A 17,962-nucleotide genomic window follows, 5' to 3' on the forward strand; every position below is an offset into this window, starting at 1 on the left:
TCGGGATGACGCTCCCGGCGGCGGGGCAGAATTGCGCCGCCACCGGGGATTGCTGCGTCAGACCACGCCGAACGCGCGCATCGGCTCGGCGACGCGGATGAAACCCGCGATGTTCGCGCCGAGCACATAGTCACCTGGCGCGCCGTACTCGTCGGCCACCGTGTAGCAGGCGTCATGGATCTCGCGCATGATGGTGGCGAGCCGCGCCTCGGTCTGCTGGAAGGTCCAGCGGTCGCGCGAGGCATTCTGCTGCATCTCCAGCGCCGAGGTGGCGACGCCGCCGGCGTTCGCCGCCTTGCCCGGCCCAAAGCGGACTCCGGCCTCCCGGAACACCCGGGTCGCCTCGGGGGTGCATGGCATGTTGGCGCCCTCGCTGACGGCCATCACGCCATTGCGGACGAGCGTCGTCGCGTGCTCTTCCATGAGTTCGTTCTGGGTCGCCGACGGCATGGCGACGTCGCACGGGACATCCCAGATCGAGCCCTTTTCGGACGACACGAAATGAACCCCGGAGCCCCGGAGCTCGGCGTACTCGGAGATCCGGCCGCGCCGCGTCTCCTTGATCTCCTGCAGAAGCTCGAGGTCGATGCCGGCCTCATCCACGACATAGCCGCTGCTGTCGGAGCAGGCGACGATCTTGCCGCCACAGGCGCGCACCTTCTCGATCGTGTAGATCGCCACGTTCCCCGAGCCCGAGACCACGACGCGCTTGCCGTCGAAGCTCGTCTTGGCGGTCTCGAGCATTGCCTGGGTGAAGTAGGTGTTGCCGTAGCCGGTCGCTTCCTTGCGGGCGAGCGAGCCGCCGTAGAACAGGCCCTTGCCGGTCAGCACGCCCGCCTCGAAGCGGTTGGTGAGCCGCTTGTACTGGCCGAACATGTAACCGATCTCGCGGGCGCCGACACCGATGTCGCCTGCCGGAACGTCGGTGTACTCGCCGAGATGGCGGTGAAGCTCGGTCATGAAGCTCTGGCAGAAGCGCATGACCTCGCCGTCCGACCGCCCCTTGGGGTCGAAGTCGGAGCCGCCCTTGCCGCCACCGATCGGCAGGCCGGTCAGCGCGTTCTTGAAGGTCTGCTCGAAGCCGAGGAACTTGATGATCCCGACGTTGACCGAAGGGTGAAACCTGAGGCCGCCCTTGTACGGCCCCATCGCCGAGGAGAACTGCACGCGGAAGCCGCGATTGATCTGAACGCGCCCCTGATCGTCCGTCCACGGGACGCGGAAGATGATCTGCCGCTCCGGCTCGCAAATCCGCTCGATCAGAGCGTCCTCGAGGTAGTCGGGCCGCTTCGCGACGACGCGCCCGAGGCTGTCGAAGACCTCACGGACGGCCTGGTGGAATTCGGGTTCGCCGGCATTCCGGCGAACGACCTCGTCGAAGATGGATTCGAGCTTTTCGTCGGTATTCGTCATTTTGCCCCCGCGGCGCATCAAATTCTGTGCGCTTCTTGTGCAGATTTTGCGCTGATAGCGGGTGCGGCCGGTTGTGGAAAGGCTAATCCCGCACGAATCCCGGCCTGACGGTACCGACCTTCAGCGAATTGCGGCGATCGGCCCGGTCGCCCGTCCGTGGATGAACTGGTCGAGGTAGGGGTCTGTGGCGCTGTCCATATCCTCGATCCGACCGAACCATTGCACCTTGCCGTCATGGAGCATGGCCACGTGATCGGCGACGGTGCGCACCGTCGTCATGTCGTGGGTGATCGTCACCGCGGTGGCGCCCATTTCGGTCACGAGCTCACGGATCAGATCGTTGATAACGCCTGCCATGATTGGGTCGAGGCCCGCTGTCGGCTCGTCGAAGAAGATGATCCGCGGGTCGGTGGCGATGGCACGGGCGAGGCCCACGCGCTTCTGCATGCCGCCCGAGAGCTCCGCCGGGTAGAGGTCCGCCGTCTCCGGCCCGAGGCCGACACGGCGGAGCTTTTCGATCGCGCGCTCGCGTGCCTCCTTGCGCGGCATCGGCCGGCGGGCATGGCGCAGGCGAAAAGCGACATTTTGCCACACCGAGAGACTGTCGAAGAGCGCACCACCCTGGAACAGCATTCCGAACTGCTTGAGGAACGTCCGCCGGTCGCTTGAGTCGTCCGGCTGGCCGTCGAGCAGGATCTGGCCCGAATCACACCGGATGATGCCGAGGATGCACTTCAGCGTCACAGACTTGCCGGTGCCCGAGCCACCGATGATGACGAGGCTCTCACCCGGCATCACCTTGAAGCTGACGCCATTCAGCACGCGCTTGTGGCCGAAGCGCTTCTTCACGTCGCGCAGCTCGATCCTCGGCACCCCGGGCGTGGAGGTGTCCGGGAGGGCGATGTCTCCGGAATCCGCCATCAGAAGAATGCCTCGGTCAGGACGTAGTTCGCCGCGAGGATCAGGATCGACGCGGAAACGACGGCATTGGTGGTCGCGGCACCCACGCCCTGCGCACCGCGGCCAGAGTGATACCCGTGATAGCAGCCCATCAGCGTCAGGATGAAGCCGAAGGCGCAGGCCTTCACGAGGCTCGACGCGATGTCGGTGGCGGTCAGGAAATCGAGGGTGTTCTTGATGTAGGCGCCCGAATTGAACCCGAGCCGGGTGGTGCCGATGAGATAGCCGCCGAAGATCCCGATCACGTCGCCGATCGCGACGAGCACCGGCACCGCGAGAATGCCGGCGAGAACCCGGGGCAGCACCAGATACTTCATCGGATCGGTCGAGAGCGTGGTCAGCGCGTCGATCTGCTCCGTCACCCGCATGGTGCCGATCTCGGCGGCGATCGACGACGAGACCCGTCCCGCCACCATGAGCCCGCCCAGCACCGGGCCGAGTTCACGGACGATGCCGATGGCAACGATCGAGGGCACCACGGTGCCGGCATTGAACCGGGCGCCGCCTGCCCAGATCTGCAGCGCGAGCGCGGCACCGGTGAAGAGCGCCGTCATGCCGACGACCGGCAGCGAGAAATATCCGACCGACAGCAGTTGCCGGCCGAGCTCAACGGGGTAGTACGGTGGGCGCGCGATCTGGGAGAGCGCGTTCCCGGCGAAGATGGCGAGGCGCCCCGTCGCCATCAGAAGCCCCAGCGTCGAGCGTCCGATCGAGGCGAGGAAGGCCACAACGAGCCTGAGAAGGATCATGCGGAATCCGGTTGTTACGAGCCGCCCTTGTAGACTCGTTCGTACCGGGGGCCAAGACTGGTCAGGATCTCATAGCCGATGGTACCAGCCGAGCGGGCCAGATCGTCGACACCCTGCTGCGGACCGAGCAGGTCGAGCATCGCCGGGACCGACCCGAGGCCCGTCACGTCCACGGTGATGAGATCCATCGACACCCGCCCGATCACCGGGCAGCGCACGTCGCCGGCAAGGAGGTCGAAACCGCCGTTGCCAAGGGCACGAAGCAGACCGTCGGCGTAGCCGGCGGAGACCGTGGCGATGCGCGCGGGCCCCGCGGCAGTCCAGGTGGCGCTGTAGCCGACAGCCTCGCCGGGCGCCACGTCGCGCACCTGCACGACCGGCAGGGACAGGCTGACGACCGGCGAGGCGGCCGCGAACGGCATTCCGCCGTAGAGCCCGACGCCCGGACGCACCAGCCCGAAGTGGAAGGGCGCGCCGAGCAGGGTCCCGCCGGTGGCCGCGAGACTGAGGCGCACACCGGGCAGCCGGGCGGCGAAGTCGGTCATCGCCGCCGCCTGACTGGCGTTCATCGGGTGGTCCGGCTCGTCGGAGCAGGCAAGGTGGCTGATGGCGAGAACCGGCGCGAGACGGGCGAGATCACCGGCGATGGCGTCGAACTCGGCCGGCTCGAGACCGAGGCGGTTCATACCGGTATCGACCTGCAACGCGCAGGGGCGGCCCGGCAACTCGCGCAGGAAATCCGCCGCCTGTCCGGGGCTGTTGAGGCAGGGAATGAGATCGGCCGCCTCGAAGAGTGGCGCGTCGCCCGGCATGAGGCCGGCGAAGACGTAGATCGCGGGAACGGGGCCGACCGCCTCGCGGAGCGCCACTCCCTCCTCGGCGAGCGCAACGAAGAAGCTGCGCACCCCGGCCGCGGCAAGCGCGGGACCGACCGCGCCAGCGCCGAGCCCATAGGCATCGGCTTTCAGGACCGCGGCGGTCTCCACCTCCGGCGCCGAGAGCGCGTCGAGGGCGCGCCAGTTGCGGGTGATGGCATCAAGATCGATGGTCAGACGGGCGCGGGCGATGGCGAGACTCCCCGGACAGAAAGAACTCCACGGGGCCGCATCACGGGCGCGCGGTCAAGCCCCCTCCGCGGGTTTCCACCACAGGCTCCGCGGCATATGGTGCAGCGCAATCAAACGCCCGGGGGGCAGCCATGAGCGAGACAGTCGAAGAGACCGCCGGCGCCACGGTCGCCCGTGACGCAGGCAGCCACGACGATGGTCTCAATCGCGAGACCGTGGAGCGCGTGCTGGCCGCGGTGGAGGCCGACGACCACGACGCGCTGGTCGAAATCCTCGACGAGCTGCACCCGGCCGACATCGCCGACCTGCTGGAGCAGGTGAGCCGCTCCGAGCGGAAGGCGCTCATCACCCTCTGGGGCGTGCAACTCGACGGCGCGGTGCTCTCCGAGCTGGAAGAGAGGGTCCGCGACGAGATCGTCGCCGAACTCCCCGACCACGTGCTCATCCAGGCCTTGCAGGAACTCGAGACCGACGACGTCGTCTATCTCGCCGAAGACATGGACGAGCCGCAGCAGGAACGCATCCTGCGCGCCCTCGACGACGTGGACCGGGCGGCGGTCGAGCGGTCGCTCAAATACGAGGACTACTCCGCCGGCCGGCTCATGCAGACCGAGGTGGTGGTGGCGCCGGAACACTGGACCGTCGGCAACGCGATCGACTTTCTCCGCAACGAGGAGTGGCTGCCGGAAAGCTTCTACGACCTCATCATCGTGTCACCGCAGATGCATCCGATCGGCACCGTGTCGCTCGGGCGGCTCATGGGCTCGGCCCGCAAGACCCGGCTTCGCGAGCTGATGAACGAGGACTTCCGCACCTTCCGGGTCGACCAGAGCCAGGAGGACGTGGCCTACGCCTTCAACAAGTACCACCTGATCTCCGCGCCGGTGGTGGATGCCGACGGCCGGCTCGCCGGGGTCATCACCATCGACGATGCCATGGAGGCGCTGGAGGAGGAGACCGAGGAGGATCTGCGGCTTCTCGCGGGCGTCGGCGACGAGGAACTCTCGGACGGCGTCTTCACCATCGCGCGCGCCCGCTTTGTCTGGCTCGTCGTCAACCTGATGACGGCGATCGTCGCGGCCTCGGTGATCGGCTTCTTCAGCGAGACGATCCAGATGCATGTGGCCCTCGCCTCGCTGATGCCGATCGTCGCATCCATGGGCGGCAACGCCGGGACACAGACGCTGACGGTCGCGGCGCGCGCCCTCGCGACGCGCAAGCTCACCGCCTCCAACATGACGCGCGTCATCGGCCGCGAGGGAATTGTCGGGCTCCTGAACGGTATTGGCTTCGCGGTGGTAATGGGGACGCTCAGCGCGCTCTATTTCTCCGACCACGTGATCGGCCTCGTGATCGGCCTCGCGATCATCGGCAACATGGTGGTGGCGGGCTTCGCCGGGGTGCTGGTGCCGATCGGCCTCGAAAAGCTCGGCGTCGATCCGGCGCTGGCCTCCGGCACCTTCGTCACGACAATGACCGACGTCTTCGGCTTCTTCGCGTTCCTCGGCCTCGCCACGCTCGTCCTCATGTGAGGGCGCGGCCCGGCCGGGACGGCACCGCTCACCCGGTGCGGAAGTGCTTCGAGAGCTTCAGGCCCTGGCCCTGATAGTTCGAGCCGAGCGCGCCGCCGTAGAGGATTTCCGGCCGCTCGGCCATGCGCTCGTAGACGAGGCGTCCGACCACCTGACCGTGGTCGAGGGCGAAGGGTGCCTCGTGGCAGCGGACTTCCAGCACGCCGCGCGAACCCGCGCCCCCTGCCCCGGCATGGCCGAAGCCCGGATCGAAGAACCCGGCGTAGTGGACGCGGAACTCGCCCACCATCGCCACATAGGGTGCCATCTCGGCGGCATAGTCGGGCGGGACGTGGACCGCCTCGCGGCTGACGAGGATGTAGAACGCACCCGGGTCGAGGATGATCCGGCGATCGGTGGTGATGACCGGCTCCCAGAAATCCGCGGCCGCATAGTGATTGATGCGGTCGAGGTCGATCAGCCCGGTGTGGGGTTTCGCCCGCCAGCCGACCCGGCCGTCCGGCAGGTCGAGATCCACCGAGAACGCGAGGCCGTCGGAGATATGCGCCTCGCCCCCCACCAGCCGCTCGCGGGCGTGCAGCGCGCGCAGCGCCGTGTCATCGAGCGCTGCCACTCCCCGCCGGAAGCGGATCTGGTTGAGCCGCATGCCCGGACGGACCAGCACCGAGAACGAGCGGGGCGAAATCTCGGCATAGAGCGGCCCGGCGTAGCCCTGTGCGACCCGGTCGAACTCGGCCGCCCGGTCGGTGATCAGCCGGGTGAAAAGATCGAGCCGTCCGGTCGAGCTCTTGGCGTTGGCGACGGCCGAGACGTCGTCGGCGAGCGCCAGCGCCTCCATGAGCGGCACGAGATAGACGCAGCCCTTCTCCAGCACCGCGCCGTCGCCAAGATCGAAGCTGTGCATCTCGAAGTCGGCAAGCCGCTCGGCGACCGTGGCCGGGCCCGGCAGGAACGAGGCGCGGACGCGATAGGCACGGCGACCAAGGCGGAGATCGAGGCTTGCGGGCTGGACCTGGCCGGCGACCGGCGGCGCTGCGCACGCGATTTCGCCGGCGTCCAGCATCCGCTGGATGCCCTGCGCCGGAACGACTCCAACCCCCGAGACGGGGGCATGCTGGGGGATAGTGGTCGGGCTAGCGAGATTCGAACTCACGACCTTTCGACCCCCAGTCGAACGCGCTACCAGACTGCGCTATAGCCCGACGGCGCCCCTTTAGCTGCGGCCGAACGCGAGGGCAAGCGGAAAGCTGTGCGCCTCACCGGCCGTCGCGGTGTTACCGGCCGGTCTCGGTCATCACCGCCCGAAGGGCTTCAAGCCGGCCGATCAATTCGCGCAGCGCCGTCCTGTCGTCGGCCGGGCTCGCAGCACCCGCGTCGGAAGGCGCCGCAGCGTCCTGCGCGGGGAAGAGGTCGGCCTGTGGTTTCGCCCCCGGTTTCGCGGCCGGGACAGTATCGACGACGCCAGAGTCGCGAAGCGGCTCCCCTGCCCTGGCCGTCGACGCCTCGTGCCCGGCTTCGGAGGGCGAGCCACCCCGAACGCCGGTTTCGAACTCTTCCACCTCGAACTCCTCCACCTCGGCGACCACGTGCCTCTCTACAGGCCTATCGGCGCGGACGGGCGCGACATCCTCGATGTCGCCGACCGTTCCGAGACCGATCACATGGCGGACGCCGCGCTCGCGCAGGATCTTCTGCACGCCCTTGATCGTCATGCCGTCGTCGTAGAGCAGGCCACGGATGCCGCGCAACAGCCGCACGTCTTCCGGGCGGTAATAGCGACGGCCGCCGCCGCGCTTCACCGGCTTCACCTGAGCAAAACGGGTTTCCCAGAACCGCAGGACGTGCGGGGGCACGTCGAGAGTCTCGGCGACCTCGCTGATGGTGCGGAAAGCTTCCGGCGACTTGAGCATGTGCGGCGGCGTCTCCCGGGGCTAGTGCTTGTTCCCCATATCGACCCGCTCCTTCATGATGTGGGACGGCCGAAATGTCAGCACCCGACGTGGCTCGATCGGCACTTCCTCGCCGGTCTTGGGATTCCGGCCGACGCGCGCGGACTTCGAACGCACGCTGAATGTGCCGAACGAGGATATCTTTACCATCTCGCCGCGGGCGAGGGCGTCAGACATCTGGTTCAGAACCATCTCGACGAGTTCAGCGGACTCGTTCCGAGACAGACCGACGGCGCGGAACACCGCCTCACTCAACTCCATCCGCGTCAGAGTCTTCTCGCTCATTCGCCCCCTCCAGATGTCGCGATTTCCGCAACCCTAGGGTTTATTTGGCAACGGAGTCAATGTGAACGGGCAGAGAGGAGGTATGGTGGATCCACTTACCAGCGGACAACCGCGGCACCCCACGAAAGGCCACCCCCGATCGCTTCCATCAGCAGCACGTCGCCGGGCAGGATCCGGCCCGCGGCGTGAGCCACGGAAAGCGCGAGCGGAATCGAGGCCGCCGACGTGTTGCCATGATCCCGGACGGTCACCACCACGCGGTCGAGCGGCACGCCGAGCTTGTTCGCGGTCATCGTCATGATCCGCAGGTTCGCCTGATGCGGCACCAGCCAGTTCACGTCAGTCTTGGACAGGCCGGCGGCGGCGAGGGCGGCGGAGCCGGTCTCGGCCAGCTTGACGACGGCGTGCTTGAAGATTTCCTGTCCCGCCATGCGGACCACACCGGCGCTCCCGGTGGTCGATGGCCCGCCATCGACATAGAGCAGTTCGTTGTAGCGGCCGTCCGAATGCAGGTCAGTGGCGAGGATTCCGCGGTCCTCGGGACCGCCGGTGCCTTCCGCCGCCTCAAGGATCAGCGCGCCCGCGCCGTCGCCGAAGAGCACGCAGGTCGAGCGGTCGGTGAAGTCGAGGATGCGCGAGAAGGTCTCGGCGCCGATCACCATCACCCGCCGGGCGGAGCCGGCAAGGATCAGGGCGTTTGCCTGCGCCAGCGCGAAGACGAAGCCGGCGCAGACGGCCTGAATGTCGAAGGCGAAGCCGCCCCGCATGCCGATCGACGCCTGTACCCTGGCGGCGGTCGCCGGGAAGGTCTGGTCCGGCGTGGCAGTGGCAACGATGAGCGCATCGAGATCGGCGCCGGTCAGGCCCGCATCGGCGAGTGCCACGCGGGCGGCCGCGGTTGCGAGATCCGAGGTCGCCTCGCCCTCGGCGGCGAAATGGCGGCGCTCGATGCCGGTTCTGGTGCGGATCCACTCGTCCGTGGTGTCGAGCGTCGCGGCGAACTCCTCGTTCTCGACAACGCGGGCTGGCAGGTAGTGGCCGCACCCGACGGGCACGGCACGGACGAGAGTCATGTGGTGACGCCTCCGGTGGCGACTTCGCGGGAACGGCTCGCCGGATCCGCGGCCACGCGGGCTGCGAGCCTCTCGGTGAATCCGTGCTCGGCGAGGGTGAACGCGAGCTTGATGGCCGCCGAAACGCCGGTTGCGTCGGCTGAGCCGTGGGACTTGACGACCGTGCCGTTCAGCCCGAGGAAGACCCCCCCGTTGGCCCGGCGCGGGTCGATGCGCTTCTGCAGACGCTTCAGCGAGGTGAGCGCGAAAAGCGCGCCGATGCGCGACAGCGAGGAATAGGAAAAGGCCTCCTTCAGGAGGCCCTGGATCATCTTCGCCGTGCCTTCGCCGGTCTTCAGCGCGACATTGCCGGTGAAGCCGTCGGTGACGATCACGTCGACCCGCTCGGACGGCATGTCGCTGCCCTCGACGTAGCCGATATAGTCGAAGTCGCTGGTCGGCGCCGCGGCGGCAAGGCGCTCGGCCGCCTCGTGGAGCTCGGAGCGGCCCTTGTGCTCCTCGGTGCCGACGTTGAGAAGCCCGACGCGCGGCCGCTTCAGCGACAGCGAGTTGCGGGCGTAGGATGCGCCCATGATCGCGTAGGTCACGAGATCGTCGGCATCCGCGCGAATGTCCGCGCCGCCGTCAAGCAATACGTTGTAGCCCTGCGGGTTCAGCGACGGCCAGTTCACCGCGATGGCCGGACGATCGACGCCCGGCACCTTGCGAAGCGCAAGCATCGACAGCGCCATGAGCGCCCCGGTGTTGCCGCAGGAGATGACCGCGGGCGATTCGCCGTCCTTCACCGCCTGGATCGCGCTCCACATGCTGGTGCCGGCGGCGTTGCGAAGCACGCGCGAGGGCTTGTCGTCCATGGCAACGACGGCCGGCGCATGCCGAACCTCCGTGCGGGCCTCGAGTTGGCTTGCGGGTCGAATCGTCTGGCGCAGCTCGGATTCGTCGCCGTGGACGATGTAGCGCAGGCGCGGGTTCTTCTTCAGCGACATGGCCATGCCGCGGACCACGCACTCTACCCCGCGGTCGCCGCCCATGGCATCAATCGACAGAACGATGTCACCGCTCACTGCCGGACTGGTCCTGGCTGCCTCGGTGCTCATTCCCCCGCAACCTCACGCGGTGCCGGGTCAGGCCGCTTCGTCGTCGACCTCTTCGACGCGCGCAACGACCTCGCGGCCGTCATAGTGCCCGCAAGCGCCGCACACGTGGTGCGGGCGGCGCAGCTCGCCGCAGTTCGGGCACTCATTGGGGTTCGCCGCGACCAGATGGTCGTGCGAGCGACGCATGCCGCGCTTCGCGCGCGTGACCTTGCTCTTCGGGACAGCCATTTCTCGACCTCGATCTCTGTCGGGGCCGCGCCCCGAAAACCCGTTTCGTCGGCCCGCGGGGTAGCAGATCGGGCGTGGTATGTCACGCCCCGGGCCGCACGGCCGGACGGGAAAACGAGCCGCGGAACATACTCATCGCGCAGGTTTCCGCAAGAGGCTCCGTTCAGAAATTCGTCACGCATGTGGGCAGGCTTGCTCAAGTGTCCCCCGGGTCGAGCTTCTCGCGCAACGCGGCGAGGGCAGCGAACGGCCGTGGCCGGTCCGCGTCATCATCGTCCCCTGCCTCGAGCGTCGCTCCGGCCTTGCGCGGATAGGCCGGCAAGGCAAGGGCGAGCGCCTCGATCGCGATGCGGCCAAGGTCGATCCGGTCGCCCAGCGGCTCGACCTCGTCGTCCTCGTCGGGCGAGACCACGATCTCGGCAGACGACGCCGTTTCGGGAAGGAAGGCGCGATGCACCCTCTCATCGACGCGGGTCGTGACCGGCTCGAGACTGACGACGCAGGTCTGCACCACGGTGGCGCCGAGTTCAGCGTCGAGGTCCCAGCCCCCCTTTCCCACCGGGGTGAGCCGCCCGGAGAAGCGCAGCTTTCGCACCGCCCGGGCGCCGAGCAGCTCTGCGAGCGCCACGGCCTCCGCCGGCTGGGGCGAGATGTCGAAGGCGAATTGCGACAGATCCCGAATCTGACGCAACTCGACCACTCGGGCGAATTCGGGATTGTCTGCGGCGTGGGAAATAAGCTCGGGCATCGTCGGTCCTGGCGGTCGAGCGCGAAGGCCTCGGCTCCGGCCCAACATTCCTTGAACTTAGACCATGCCCGGAGTAGGGGAGCAAGGGGAAACCTGGGCACCGCCAAGGAGAAGGCATGAGCCGCTATTCGCCGCGCTCGATCGGGCTCGCGCTGCTCCTCGCGGGGGCACTCGCCGCCTGTTCGCCGACGATCCAAGTCCACGGCTACGTGCCGCCGGACGCTGATGTCGCTCGCATCCGGCCGGGCTTCGACGACACCGGCAGCGTCGAGAAGCTGCTCGGGCGGCCGTCGTCCGCCGGCGTGCTGGCGGACAGCGCCTGGTACTACGTGCAGAGCACGGTGGAGAACTACACCTACCACGCGCCGCAGGTGATCGACCGCAAGGTGCTCGCGGTGAACTTCGACCAGCGCGGCGTGGTGAAGGAAGTGCGCCGCTATGGCCTCGCCGATGGCCAGATCATCGCCCTCGACCCGGAGACGACCGCCACCGGCGGCCGGCAGATGGGCATCCTTGAGCAACTCTTCGGCAACGTCCTGAACCTCGATGCCGAGTCGCTCAATTCCGCTTCCGGCAACTGAGGCAGAAGGCGCGAGGCCGGCCCGATGATCGAACGGGACCGGCCGAGCGCGCTGCGCCTGTTCTTCGTCTGGCGCGGCTCGGTCGTCGCGCACATCCTGCCGCAGATCGTCGGCTTCGCGATCTATGCCGCGGCGATCGTCGCGCTGGCGCGGGTGCTCGGGCTCGACCTGAGCGCGGTCGGCGTGGCGCCCTTCGCGCTCATCGGCATCACGCTCTCGATCTACCTGAGCTTTCGCAACGGCGCCGCCTATGACCGCTGGTGGGAGGCGCGCAAGCTCTGGGGGCTGCTCGTGGCGGAATCGCGCAGCCTGCCGCGGGCAACCGAGGCGGTGCTCGCCGACCCCGAGGTGCGGCGGCGCTTCCTCTTCGACTTCCTCAGCTTCTGCCACCTGCTCCGGGGCCGGCTTCGCGACGTCGACGTTCAGGCAGACGTCGCGCCCTTTGGCCCGCCGGCGGGCTCCTCGCGCGAGGCAATCCGGCGGATGGGCCACGAGATCGCCGCGGCCCGGCGGTCCGGCGCCCTCGACCCGATGGGCCATCGCATCCTTGAGGAGCGCCTCGCCGCGCTGACAGCGATCGAGGCGGGCTGCGAGCGGATTGCGGGGACTCCGCTGCCCTTCGCCTACACGCTGCTGCTGCACCGCACGACGTATCTCGTCTGCCTGCTGCTGCCGCTCGGGCTGGTGGGCACCGCCGGCTGGGCCACGCCGCTCTTTACCGCGCTCATCGCGTATGCGTTCTTCGGCCTCGACCGGCTCTCGGAGGAACTCGCAGGGCCCTTCGGCACCGAGGCGAACGACCTCGCCCTCGACAGCCTGTGCCGGACCTGCGAAATCTCCGTCCTCGAAGCTCTTGGCGATCCGGTGCCCCCTCCGCTCGCCCCGCGAGGCTACTACCTCTCCTGACTGACGCAGGCGCGGCTGCGGCTCAGGTCTTCTCCACCGGCTTCGAGCGCATCCGCGCCACGGTCTCGCGCTCGGCCCGCTTCAGGCGGACCGGCGGCAGCTCGCGATCCATCAGCGCCATGTCGTCGAGCACCATGTCGCCCATGCGCGTCAGCGCCGAGGTGAGCGCGCCCGCCCGGTGAGCCGAGCGCAGGAAGCCCGGCAGCGTGCGGACCGGGTGATCGAGCGGCAGCGGCTCTTGCGGGTAGACGTCGCTCGCCGCGACGATGTGGCCCGAGGCGACGGCCGCCATCAGCGCGTCGAAGTCGACGACCCCGGCCCGGCTCAGCAGGATGAAGGCCGCACCGGGCCGCATCCGCGCGAAGGCATCAGCGCCGAGGAAGCCCTCGTTCTCTGACGTGACCGAGGCGACGACAAAGACGAAATCGCTCTCCGTGAGGACGCTGTCGAGCGACGCGGGCTCGGCACCGGCCTCGGCGATCACCGCATCGGGCAGCCACGGGTCAAACACCCGGAGGCGCGGCAGGAACGGCGCCAGCAGGCGATGCAACGCCCGGCCGAGATCACCGTAGCCGACGAGGCCGATGTCCGCCCCGAGCAGCAGGCGCGACGAGCGCGCGCCGTCGAGCCCCCATTCCTCGCGCCCCTCGCGGAAGGCCAGATCGGCGTCGACGATCTGGCGCGCGAGCGCGAGGGCGAAGCCGAGGCCGATCTCGGCCACCGGCTGGGCGAAGACCTGCCCGGTGGTCAGCACGTGAATGCCGCGCTCGAAGAGCGGCGCGTAAGGCATGTTCTGGAAGAGGTTGCTCTCGACGTTGAGGATCGCGCGGAGGTTTGTCATCGCCGCGATGGCCGCGTCGTCGAGCGGCGGCTGGCCGAGGATGTAACGCGCCTCCGCCAGCGTCTCGCGTGGCAGCGAGGCGACCGAGGCTGCGTCGGTCTCGTGGAGCCGGTAACGCTCGCGCAGCGTCGCGAGAGCCTCAGGCGTGAAGATCTGCCCGAGCTCACGCGGCTCGGGGGCGGTGAGAACGAGCGGCTTCGTCATGGGGGCGTCCTTCACGCGACGGGGCGTCCGTCGGCGGTCATGCCGGTGATGATCTCTTCCACGGCTTCCACGGTGGTCTCCTTTGGGTCGATGTCGTCGGCGACCTTCCGGCCCCGGCGCATGACGACGATTCGGTCGACCACCTGAAACACGTGGTGGATGTTGTGCGCAATGAAGATGCAGGAGTGCCCCGACGCCCGCGCGCTCCGCACGAAGTTCAGCACCCCTTGCGTCTCGGCGACGCCGAGGTTGTTCGTCGGCTCGTCGAGGATGATGAGATCGTTCGCGAAGTGCATGGCCCGCGCGATGGCGACTGCCTGGCGCTCGCCGCCCGACAGCGAGCTGATCGGCGTGTCGGGGGGAATGTCCTTCTCGATGCCGACCCGGCGCAGCAGGCCGTTCGCCGCCGCGTGCATCGCCTCGAAGTCGAGGCTGCCGAACGGGCCTTTCGTCGGCTCGCGGCCGAGGAAGAGGTTGCGGGCGATCGAAAGCTGCGGGACCAGCGAGGAGTCCTGATAGATCGTCTCGATGCCGCAGGCGATGGCGTCCGTGGTCGAGCGGATCTCCACCGGCTTGCCCCGGAGACGGATCGTCCCGCTGGTGATCGGCACGGCACCGGAAAGCACCTTGATGAGCGTGGATTTCCCCGCGCCGTTGTCGCCGAGCAGCCCGACGATCTCGCGCTCGCCCACGCGAAAATCCACGCCGTCGAGCGCCACGACGTTGCCGTACTGCTTGCGGATCGCCTCCATGCGGATGAGGTCGGTCATCTCACACCCCCGCGTTGTGACGGCGTTCGAGCCACGAATGCAGCGCCATCATGCCGAGGATGATCGCGCCCACGAAGATGTTGTAGGCAAGCCCCGGCACGCCGATGAGCACGATGCCGTTGCGCATGACCCGCAGGATCAGCGTGCCGATGACGGTACCGAGGATCGTGCCGCGCCCCCCTGTCAGCACGGTGCCGCCGATCACCACCATGGCGATGACCTCGAGCTCGTAGCCGGTGCCGCTGTTCGGGTTCGCCGCTGAGGTGCGGATCGAGGAGATCATGCCGGCGAACGCGGCGCAGGAGGCAGTCAGCATGAAGAGCGCGACCTTTACCCGCCCGACCTTCACGCCACGGGCGCGCGCGGCGAGGGGATTGCCGCCCGCCGCCTGAATCCAGTTCCCGGCCTTGGTGCGGTTCAGGACGTAGCCGAGGATCGCGGCGAGGCCGATGAACCAGAAGAGCGAGGCATAGATGCGGAACGGCCCGACGTAGAAGTCGCCGACGAGGATCGTCGCGAGCCAGGTGCCCTCGGCGCTCCACGTCCGTTGCGGGAAGCCATCGGTGATGTAGAGCGAGGTGCCGCGCACCACGAGCAGCATGCCGAGCGTCACGAGGAACGACGGGATCTTCAGCCGCGTGACGAAAAGGCCGCTGAAGAGCCCGATGGCGGCCGCGACCAGCATCGCCACGAGAAACGCCGCGCCGAACGGCAGGATATTGGCGTTGAACAGGGTCCACATCAGGACCGGCGCGAAGCCGAACATCGAGCCGACCGACAGGTCGAACTCGCCCGAGGTCATGAGCAGCGTCATGGCGAGCGCGATGATGCCGAGCTCCACCGTGAAGGTGAGGGTGTTCGAGATGTTGAGCGGCGAGAGAAACGTCGGGTTGATCGCGGTAAAGAGCGCGATCTCGACGAGGAGCAGCGCCAGCGGACCGAACTCCGGCATGGCGATGAGACGTTCGAGGGGGGTCCGGGTGGTCATGCTGCTCCCTGGCCGAGAGTGAGGCCGTGGCGGGTCCGCCAGTCCTCGAGGTTTGCGACGCTGGCGTCAGGCTCGGCCACGGCGACGTAGGTGTCGGGCCGGATCAGGTAGGCAGCATCCCGGGCGAGACCGGCCTCTGCCTCCGCCGCGCCGAAGTCGAAGCGATGGAGCGCGATGCCCTGCGTGCGGCACCACGCTTCGAGGTCCGGGCGGGGCGCGCCGTAGACGTGCACCTGCCAGACCATGGCGGAAAGCGGGGCGTGGTTGTCCACGGTCGCGACAAAGGGCAGCCGGTCGCCGCCCCGGACGTCGCCGGCGCGGCCCTGGCTCATCGGCCCCTCGGAGTAGCTGACGAGCGTCTGCGACAGGACGCGGAACATGAACTGCCGCGCCGCCTCGAGGCGGTAGACGACCGGCGCGAAGAGCGGCGCGATGCGGAGCCGCACGAAGTCGGCGAACCCGCCCTCGGCGGTGGCGAGGGTGAAGACCCGGTCGGTGGTCGCGACCAGCCGCTCGGCGAAGGGCCGCCGCTCCGCCTGATAGCTGTCGAGCAGCGCGTCGGGCGCGCGCCCCGCCTGCACCGCCGCGAGCTTCCAGGCGAGGTTGATGGCGTCGCCGATGCCGGTGTTCATCCCCTGCCCGCCCGCCGGGCTGTGGATGTGCGCGGCGTCCCCGAGCAGGAACGCCCGGCCCCTCCGGTAGCGATCGGTGACGCGGTGATGCACCCGGTAGGTCGAGAACCAGTTCACCCGCTCCACCTCGAGCCCGATGTCGGTCATCGCCCGGTGGCTGACGTCCTCGAAGCGGCAGGCCTTTCCGGCCTCGTCGACGTCATCGGCTTCCTCGACGGCCCCGATGAGCCGGCCGCGCCCGTCCTTGTCGTAGCCGATCCATGCGACGAAGTCGGCACGGTCGAGCGCGACGCTGACCTCGCCGGTCGCCGCAGCGCCCCGCGCCTGGACGTCGGCGACATAGAAGACCTTGGAGTAGGTCCCGCCGGGAAAGCCCGCGGCGATCTGGTGGCGCACCACCGATCGCGCGCCGTCGCAGCCGGCGATCCACGCGGCTTCCGCGCGGATTTCCTCGCCCTGCGGACCACGCAGCCGGGCGGCCACATGGTCGTCGCGCTCCTCGAAGTCCAGAAGCTCCGTCCGCCGCTCGACCTCGACACCGAGCCCGGCCAGCCGTTCGATCAGAAACCGCTCGTGGCGGTCCTGCGGGTACACGAGGAGAAACGGATAGGGGGTGATGCCGGCCCCCGCCTCGCCGAACGCGATTCGCGCCCGACGGCGGCCACCGACCCAAAGGTTGAAAGCGGGATTCGGAAACCCTGCCGCGACGACCGCGTCTGCGAGATCAAGCTGGCGGTAGAGTTCGAGGGTCCGCGCCTGTACGGCCATCGCCCGCGATTCGGTGCCGGGACCGGCCGCGGCATCGACGATCCGCACCGCCATACCCTGCCGGGTCAGCCAGAGCGCCAGGACCAGTCCTGTCGGGCCGGCACCCACGATCAACACGTCGGGTCGTATGGCGCACCTGCTTCAGTTGACGGGGCCGGGGCCGCGAAAGCGCGAACCCGGCCCGATTGCTATTTCCCCGAGAGGATGTCGTCGTAGATCTGCGCGGCCTGCTTGTCGTAGAGCGCGCCGGTGATGACATTGAAGCCGGCCGGAACCCCGCCCGCCTCCATCGCGGCGAGCGACAGCGCCACGTAGGAGGTCGCCTGCGGGTCCTGCCACTGGGCGGCGTTCACGTAGCCCTCCAGCACCTCCTGGGTGGTGTCGAGCGAGTTGCCCCAGCCCACCACCGGAATGTCGCCCGGCTTCACGCCCACCTGGTCGAACACCCGCTTGATCGAGCCGGTGACGAGATCGCCAAGGCCGATGATCGCCTTCACCTTCTCACGATTCGCCGTCAGGTAGTCCGACATCCGGGTGATGATTTCGGCCTGATCAAGGGTCGCGTCGGTCACTTCCCAGGTGATCCCGAGCGGCTCGAACACCGACCTGATCCCCTCTTCCTCCTGCACGCCGTAGGTGGCGCCGGGGACCTCGACGGGCATCCAGACGAAATCACCCTGCTTCACGAGGCCGTTGTCGACGAGATACTGCGCCCAGGACGCGCCGAAGACCACGTTGTCGCCGCCAACGTAGGCGTCGAAGCTCGCCGTCGGGTCGGGGGTGTTGAAGTTGATGATCGGGATCTCGGCCGCGTTCGCTTCCTTCGCCACCTCGACGAGGCTGCCCGGATCGGGGCTCGTGGTGACGATCCCGTCGGCCTTGGCTGCGATCGCGGCGCGCAGGGCCTCCTGATGGGAGGCGACGTCGCCGTTGTGGAACGAGGTGTTCACCGTATTGCCGGTGTCCTGCGCCCACTGCTCGGCGCCCTGCAGGAAGTAGGTCCAGACCGGATCAGCCGGCGAGCCGTGCGAAATCCAGTAGTAGGTCTTGGCTTGCACCGCGGTGGCCGCGAGGCCAAGCACCATGGCGCCGGCAAGGAGCGCCCGCGTGATCCGTCTCATCCTGTCCTCCCTGGAATGCGGACGGCACGCGGCACCGGCCGTTCCTCGCA

At 68.3% G+C, this 17,962-nt stretch carries 19 protein-coding genes and 1 tRNA gene; 3 read left to right on the plus strand and 17 right to left on the minus strand.

The window, feature by feature from the left end:
• Positions 1-57: 57 nt before the first annotated feature.
• The 4 genes from gdhA to alr form a co-directional block, all read right to left on the minus strand.
• Positions 58-1,413, minus strand: a complete 1,356-nt coding sequence (gene gdhA / locus HNP73_RS03625; RefSeq protein WP_184147201.1) for an NADP-specific glutamate dehydrogenase — start codon at positions 1,411-1,413, stop codon at positions 58-60.
• Between the two features lie 120 nt (positions 1,414-1,533).
• On the minus strand, positions 1,534-2,334 hold the full coding sequence (locus HNP73_RS03630) for an ABC transporter ATP-binding protein (RefSeq protein ID WP_184147203.1): 801 nt from the start codon (positions 2,332-2,334) through the stop codon (positions 1,534-1,536).
• Positions 2,334-3,122, minus strand: coding sequence for an MlaE family ABC transporter permease (locus HNP73_RS03635; protein ID WP_184147205.1), 789 nt, complete (start codon positions 3,120-3,122; stop codon positions 2,334-2,336). The genes HNP73_RS03630 and HNP73_RS03635 overlap by 1 nt, the downstream gene beginning before the upstream one ends.
• 14 nt (positions 3,123-3,136) lie before the next feature.
• The gene (gene alr, locus HNP73_RS03640; protein WP_184148019.1) at positions 3,137-4,189 is read right to left on the minus strand and encodes an alanine racemase; all 1,053 of its coding nucleotides are present in this window, start codon (positions 4,187-4,189) and stop codon (positions 3,137-3,139) included.
• Between the two features lie 131 nt (positions 4,190-4,320).
• Between alr and mgtE the strand changes: the two genes are divergently transcribed.
• The gene (mgtE, locus tag HNP73_RS03645; RefSeq protein WP_184147207.1) at positions 4,321-5,721 is read left to right on the plus strand and encodes a magnesium transporter; all 1,401 of its coding nucleotides are present in this window, start codon (positions 4,321-4,323) and stop codon (positions 5,719-5,721) included.
• Between the two features lie 28 nt (positions 5,722-5,749).
• On the opposite strand, the gene HNP73_RS03650 is transcribed toward mgtE, so the two are convergent.
• The 8 genes from HNP73_RS03650 to HNP73_RS03685 form a co-directional block, all read right to left on the minus strand.
• On the minus strand, positions 5,750-6,844 hold the full coding sequence (locus HNP73_RS03650; RefSeq protein WP_343063219.1) for a 2'-deoxycytidine 5'-triphosphate deaminase: 1,095 nt from the start codon (positions 6,842-6,844) through the stop codon (positions 5,750-5,752).
• A gap of 2 nt (positions 6,845-6,846) precedes the next feature.
• Positions 6,847-6,923 (minus strand) — tRNA-Pro (locus tag HNP73_RS03655).
• Positions 6,924-6,995: 72 nt separating this feature from the next.
• Positions 6,996-7,631, minus strand: a complete 636-nt coding sequence (locus tag HNP73_RS03660) for a MerR family transcriptional regulator (protein ID WP_184147211.1) — start codon at positions 7,629-7,631, stop codon at positions 6,996-6,998.
• Between the two features lie 21 nt (positions 7,632-7,652).
• On the minus strand, positions 7,653-7,955 hold the full coding sequence (gene ihfA, locus HNP73_RS03665; RefSeq protein WP_184147213.1) for an integration host factor subunit alpha: 303 nt from the start codon (positions 7,953-7,955) through the stop codon (positions 7,653-7,655).
• 95 nt (positions 7,956-8,050) lie between these two features.
• Positions 8,051-9,028 carry a beta-ketoacyl-ACP synthase III gene (locus tag HNP73_RS03670; RefSeq protein ID WP_184147215.1) on the minus strand — a complete coding sequence of 326 codons (978 nt, stop codon included), beginning with the start codon at positions 9,026-9,028 and terminating at the stop codon, positions 8,051-8,053.
• On the minus strand, positions 9,025-10,125 hold the full coding sequence (plsX, locus tag HNP73_RS03675; RefSeq protein ID WP_184147217.1) for a phosphate acyltransferase PlsX: 1,101 nt from the start codon (positions 10,123-10,125) through the stop codon (positions 9,025-9,027). Before plsX ends, HNP73_RS03670 begins: the two co-directional genes overlap by 4 nt.
• A gap of 27 nt (positions 10,126-10,152) precedes the next feature.
• Complete coding sequence (rpmF, locus tag HNP73_RS03680) at positions 10,153-10,353, minus strand: 50S ribosomal protein L32 (RefSeq protein ID WP_184147219.1); 201 nt, start codon at positions 10,351-10,353, stop codon at positions 10,153-10,155.
• A gap of 196 nt (positions 10,354-10,549) precedes the next feature.
• On the minus strand, positions 10,550-11,101 hold the full coding sequence (locus HNP73_RS03685) for a YceD family protein (RefSeq protein WP_184147221.1): 552 nt from the start codon (positions 11,099-11,101) through the stop codon (positions 10,550-10,552).
• 116 nt (positions 11,102-11,217) lie between these two features.
• Here HNP73_RS03685 and HNP73_RS03690 point away from each other — a divergent pair, with 116 nt between their 5' ends.
• Both HNP73_RS03690 and HNP73_RS03695 read left to right on the plus strand, forming a co-directional pair.
• Positions 11,218-11,682, plus strand: coding sequence for an outer membrane protein assembly factor BamE (locus tag HNP73_RS03690; RefSeq protein ID WP_184147223.1), 465 nt, complete (start codon positions 11,218-11,220; stop codon positions 11,680-11,682).
• A 24-nt stretch (positions 11,683-11,706) separates the two neighbouring features.
• Positions 11,707-12,588, plus strand: a complete 882-nt coding sequence (locus HNP73_RS03695; RefSeq protein WP_184147226.1) for a bestrophin family protein — start codon at positions 11,707-11,709, stop codon at positions 12,586-12,588.
• Positions 12,589-12,610: 22 nt separating this feature from the next.
• Here HNP73_RS03695 and HNP73_RS03700 read toward each other — a convergent pair whose 3' ends face one another.
• From HNP73_RS03700 to HNP73_RS03720, 5 genes are all read right to left on the minus strand, one after another.
• The gene (locus HNP73_RS03700; RefSeq protein WP_184147228.1) at positions 12,611-13,633 is read right to left on the minus strand and encodes a hydroxyacid dehydrogenase; all 1,023 of its coding nucleotides are present in this window, start codon (positions 13,631-13,633) and stop codon (positions 12,611-12,613) included.
• An 11-nt stretch (positions 13,634-13,644) separates the two neighbouring features.
• A complete protein-coding gene (locus HNP73_RS03705) occupies positions 13,645-14,403 on the minus strand; it encodes an ATP-binding cassette domain-containing protein (protein WP_184147230.1) in 759 nt (252 codons plus the stop codon).
• Position 14,404: 1 nt separating this feature from the next.
• Positions 14,405-15,391 carry an ABC transporter permease gene (locus tag HNP73_RS03710; RefSeq protein WP_184147232.1) on the minus strand — a complete coding sequence of 329 codons (987 nt, stop codon included), beginning with the start codon at positions 15,389-15,391 and terminating at the stop codon, positions 14,405-14,407.
• Positions 15,388-16,899, minus strand: coding sequence for an FAD-dependent monooxygenase (locus tag HNP73_RS03715; RefSeq protein WP_343063220.1), 1,512 nt, complete (start codon positions 16,897-16,899; stop codon positions 15,388-15,390). Before HNP73_RS03715 ends, HNP73_RS03710 begins: the two co-directional genes overlap by 4 nt.
• An 80-nt stretch (positions 16,900-16,979) precedes the next feature.
• On the minus strand, positions 16,980-17,912 hold the full coding sequence (locus HNP73_RS03720; protein ID WP_184147234.1) for a substrate-binding domain-containing protein: 933 nt from the start codon (positions 17,910-17,912) through the stop codon (positions 16,980-16,982).
• Between the last annotated feature and the right edge of the window lie 50 nt (positions 17,913-17,962).

Source organism: Amaricoccus macauensis (assembly GCF_014201905.1).
In the GTDB taxonomy this organism is placed as follows: domain Bacteria; phylum Pseudomonadota; class Alphaproteobacteria; order Rhodobacterales; family Rhodobacteraceae; genus Amaricoccus; species Amaricoccus macauensis.

Excerpts from the sequence above, each read along its gene's own strand:
- ihfA (WP_184147213.1), bottom strand. The coding sequence starts at position 7,955 with ATGAGCGAGAAGACTCTGACGCGGATGGAGTTGAGTGAGGCGGTGTTC.
- HNP73_RS03660 (WP_184147211.1), bottom strand. The coding sequence starts at position 7,631 with ATGCTCAAGTCGCCGGAAGCTTTCCGCACCATCAGCGAGGTCGCCGAG.
- HNP73_RS03695 (WP_184147226.1), top strand. The coding sequence starts at position 11,707 with ATGATCGAACGGGACCGGCCGAGCGCGCTGCGCCTGTTCTTCGTCTGG.
- rpmF (WP_184147219.1), bottom strand. The coding sequence starts at position 10,353 with ATGGCTGTCCCGAAGAGCAAGGTCACGCGCGCGAAGCGCGGCATGCGT.
- HNP73_RS03635 (WP_184147205.1), bottom strand. The coding sequence starts at position 3,122 with ATGATCCTTCTCAGGCTCGTTGTGGCCTTCCTCGCCTCGATCGGACGC.
- HNP73_RS03700 (WP_184147228.1), bottom strand. The coding sequence starts at position 13,633 with ATGACGAAGCCGCTCGTTCTCACCGCCCCCGAGCCGCGTGAGCTCGGG.
- HNP73_RS03705 (WP_184147230.1), bottom strand. The coding sequence starts at position 14,403 with ATGACCGACCTCATCCGCATGGAGGCGATCCGCAAGCAGTACGGCAAC.
- HNP73_RS03670 (WP_184147215.1), bottom strand. The coding sequence starts at position 9,028 with ATGACTCTCGTCCGTGCCGTGCCCGTCGGGTGCGGCCACTACCTGCCA.
- plsX (WP_184147217.1), bottom strand. The coding sequence starts at position 10,125 with ATGAGCACCGAGGCAGCCAGGACCAGTCCGGCAGTGAGCGGTGACATC.
- HNP73_RS03630 (WP_184147203.1), bottom strand. The coding sequence starts at position 2,334 with ATGGCGGATTCCGGAGACATCGCCCTCCCGGACACCTCCACGCCCGGG.
- mgtE (WP_184147207.1), top strand. The coding sequence starts at position 4,321 with ATGAGCGAGACAGTCGAAGAGACCGCCGGCGCCACGGTCGCCCGTGAC.
- HNP73_RS03685 (WP_184147221.1), bottom strand. The coding sequence starts at position 11,101 with ATGCCCGAGCTTATTTCCCACGCCGCAGACAATCCCGAATTCGCCCGA.
- HNP73_RS03720 (WP_184147234.1), bottom strand. The coding sequence starts at position 17,912 with ATGAGACGGATCACGCGGGCGCTCCTTGCCGGCGCCATGGTGCTTGGC.
- HNP73_RS03690 (WP_184147223.1), top strand. The coding sequence starts at position 11,218 with ATGAGCCGCTATTCGCCGCGCTCGATCGGGCTCGCGCTGCTCCTCGCG.
- HNP73_RS03710 (WP_184147232.1), bottom strand. The coding sequence starts at position 15,391 with ATGACCACCCGGACCCCCCTCGAACGTCTCATCGCCATGCCGGAGTTC.
- gdhA (WP_184147201.1), bottom strand. The coding sequence starts at position 1,413 with ATGACGAATACCGACGAAAAGCTCGAATCCATCTTCGACGAGGTCGTT.